At 50.9% G+C, this 2961-nt stretch carries 3 protein-coding genes and 3 tRNA genes; 5 read left to right on the forward strand and 1 reads right to left on the reverse strand.

The window, feature by feature from the left end; translation table 11 throughout:
• The 4 genes from V6M87_RS27045 (at position 1) to V6M87_RS27060 (ending at position 1625) form a co-directional block, all read left to right on the forward strand.
• Positions 1–76: transfer RNA gene (locus tag V6M87_RS27045), tRNA-Gly, on the forward strand.
• A 77-nt stretch (positions 77–153) separates the two neighbouring features.
• Positions 154–229: transfer RNA gene (locus V6M87_RS27050), tRNA-Gly, on the forward strand.
• Between the two features lie 82 nt (positions 230–311).
• Positions 312–385: transfer RNA gene (locus tag V6M87_RS27055), tRNA-Cys, on the forward strand.
• Positions 386–518: 133 nt separating this feature from the next.
• Positions 519–1625 carry a site-specific integrase gene (locus V6M87_RS27060; RefSeq protein ID WP_332879778.1) on the forward strand — a complete coding sequence of 369 codons (1107 nt, stop codon included), beginning with the start codon at positions 519–521 and terminating at the stop codon, positions 1623–1625.
• Positions 1626–1664: 39 nt separating this feature from the next.
• On the opposite strand, the gene V6M87_RS27340 is transcribed toward V6M87_RS27060, so the two are convergent.
• Positions 1665–1940: a helix-turn-helix domain-containing protein gene (locus V6M87_RS27340; protein ID WP_442920649.1), complete on the reverse strand. Its 276-nt coding sequence runs from the start codon at positions 1938–1940 to the stop codon at positions 1665–1667.
• Between the two features lie 388 nt (positions 1941–2328).
• Between V6M87_RS27340 and V6M87_RS27065 the strand changes: the two genes are divergently transcribed.
• Positions 2329–2562: a hypothetical protein gene (locus V6M87_RS27065; protein ID WP_332879779.1), complete on the forward strand. Its 234-nt coding sequence runs from the start codon at positions 2329–2331 to the stop codon at positions 2560–2562.
• Positions 2563–2961 lie beyond the last annotated feature (399 nt).

The following is a 2961-nucleotide window of genomic DNA, read 5'->3' on the forward strand; positions in this document are numbered from 1 at the left end:
GCGGGAGTAGCTCAGTTGGTAGAGCGCAACCTTGCCAAGGTTGAGGTCGAGAGTTCGAGCCTCTTCTCCCGCTCCAGTCCCCTGGATTGGCAAAAAAAGTAGTAGTAGCTCGAAGCAGTAAATGGCGTAGTAAATAAGCAGTACGGCTCCAAAGCGGGAGTAGCTCAGTTGGTAGAGCGCAACCTTGCCAAGGTTGAGGTCGAGAGTTCGAGCCTCTTCTCCCGCTCCAGAATATCCAAAGGGAAGCCTGGCTTCCCTTTTTGTTGATGTAACGCTGAAACGGCGTGCATGGCAGAGGTACCATTCAGTCTGGCGAGGTAGCAAAGAGGTTATGCAGCGGCCTGCAAAGCCGTTTAGACGGGTTCGATTCCCGTCCTCGCCTCCAGAAATCAAGGACTTAGCTCATTCTGAGCGGGTTCAACAAAGGTTTGTGCCTCCTCAAAAGGGAGGCACGCCTCCCTTCAAAACGGCCATGTTGCCGTTGAAATTCTCCCAAAACGTTTTTAAGATGGTGTCCTATGGCAACCATTAAGTCACGGCCGAACGGCACCTTTCAGCTGCGCGTCAAGCATCGCCTGCTGCCCAGAACTATTTGGGCGACGTTTGACAATCGGGACGATGCGGTTCGCTATGGCGCTCAGCTCGAAGGACTTCTTGCGCAAGGCATCGTGCCGGCGGCACTGCTCGACGTCAAACCTCGACAGGCGGAGGTCTGGACGGTCGGGAGGTGCATGCTCGAGTACATGCGTCACAACGCGGTCCCCGTCTCCGACATCAAGCTTCTGGACACCATGCGGCCGGATGTCGCCGGCATGACGACCAGTGCCCTCAATTACGACTGGGCGGATGCCTGGATCTGCACCATGAAACGCACCGATCACCTTGCGCCCTCCACGATTCGGCATCGGCATGGTGCCCTTGCGCGCTGTTTCGACTGGATGCTGCGCAAACACCCGGAGATCATGGCGCAAAACCCGCTACGCCTGCTCAAGCGCGGTTTTGCCACTTATACAGACCTCGATGCAGCCGTTCTGGCCCGAGAGGGCAAGGAGCCACGTATCGACAACGAGCGGGATCGACGTGTGACGGGAGAAGAGGAGGCTGCCATCGTGAGCTCCCTTGCCAGAAGGCCAAACGAGCGCGTGTTCTTCACGCTGGCGCTGGAAACCGCGATGCGCATGCGCGAGTGCTACACACTGCAACTGAGCCAGGTCAATCTGGCCAAGCGAACCATTCATCTCGAGCGCTCCAAGAACGGCGACTCGCGGCAAGTGCCATTGACCAGTACGGCACTTGCCTTGCTGCGCGACTTTATCGAGACCAACAAGGAAGCAATTTTTGCGCGCGGGGGGCGGCTCTTTCCGTTCTGGGACGGCAACCAGGACGTACGCGCGTTGGACAAGACATCGGCAGAATTGTCGTGTGTCTTTCGTGAGATCTTCGCGGATGCAGGCATGACAGGTTTGACGTTTCACGATACGCGTCACGAGGCAACTTGCCGTCTTTACGAACTGACGACGCTGTCAGACGTGCTGATAGCGAAAATAACGGGCCACCGTGACCCTCGCATGTTGCGTCGATATGCCAGCCTGCGTGGTAGTGACCTGGCCAGCCGGCTATGGTGACCGGCTAACGGAGGAGCTTCATTCTCCATTCGGGGTGCGTCAGCTTAAATCGGGCAACTGTCGGCGTCGCGATCTTGGCGCTGGAGGAAATGCCACTGCCGACACCTCGTGTATCCGATGACTGCGCCTCTGGGATGCTTCCACGCCAGAACGCGTGTCGAGGAAGCTGATCAGATATTCTCCCCGAAATATCCATGATTTTCCGAGTCTGATGCCCTGCAGTTCGCCAGATCGTGCGAATCGTGACAGTGTGTCTGGCGTCGTGTAGAGCGCTTCGGCTGCTTTTTCCAAAGTGTAAATAGTGTTTGGATCCATTTTTTAACCGGCTGGTTGAATGTACGAGGCGAACGCGGAAGCGCCGCGATGCAATCTTCGCGCAGGTTGATACCCGTGTCGTGCCGATATTCACCGAATTTTGGGTCGATTTAGGTTGGTCCTGACGGAGTCGTCCTTAATTGCTCTTGCAGAGTCCAACATTAAAGATATTGTGCGTGATGAATCTCGCCAACTTTCTTCTGCCGCAATCGTGCGCTCAATTTTCCTCACTCTGTTATTTTTTATAATCACTTAGATGAGTTGTTGTGACGAAAATATATTGATTAATATTATTTTTCTATTGTGATGACTCTATTTATATTCAAATGACTATAGTCGGCATTTGAAATTTTCTGATTGGCAAATATCTTGAGGTGGGGGAGGACATATGGCTGCTCAAATACGTATCAATATTAGGCGGGAATTATTGGATTTTTCATTTACCGTTGCATTCTGCCTGTCAGGTTTGTTTTTCCCGAAAATAATGATGTTCATGATTGTCTGTGCGCTTGTTGGTGTCCTTGTATTTATAGGTTTTTTGATTTGGAGTTTGGTTTTACAAAGACGGGAAGATCATGACGAAACGCCTATTTTTAGATTTACAAGTAGCGACGCAGATTGATTGACTTTCTTATGATATCTTGGCGATGTTTTTGAAGAATGGGGAAATGAAATCGATAAGCGATGTTTGGAGGGGTATGGGGCTTTATAATTCAATTAGTCCCCGCAATTAGGTTTTTCAGTCAAGGAAATTAATAAAATAATTTATTTAAGCCTCACTCTAACTAACCGTGCATTGACGAAATTTATTCGCTCGGCCAATCTCTCACTATTTGCATAAGATCCGCCTTGCTCACTTTCCTCGCCTTTAAGATATGAACAAGTTAATTTTTTGTAACCGGATAGTCACTGAGCAGCTTTGGCATCTCCTCAGTGTCAACCGGGCGAAGCCACAAAGGCGACATCATTTCAGGATCTGCTGGTTCAGTCTGGAACTCGCTTTTAATGTCAAAATATACAT

Source organism: Massilia sp. S19_KUP03_FR1 (assembly GCF_036688685.1).
GTDB lineage: Bacteria > Pseudomonadota > Gammaproteobacteria > Burkholderiales > Burkholderiaceae_D > JALYUM01.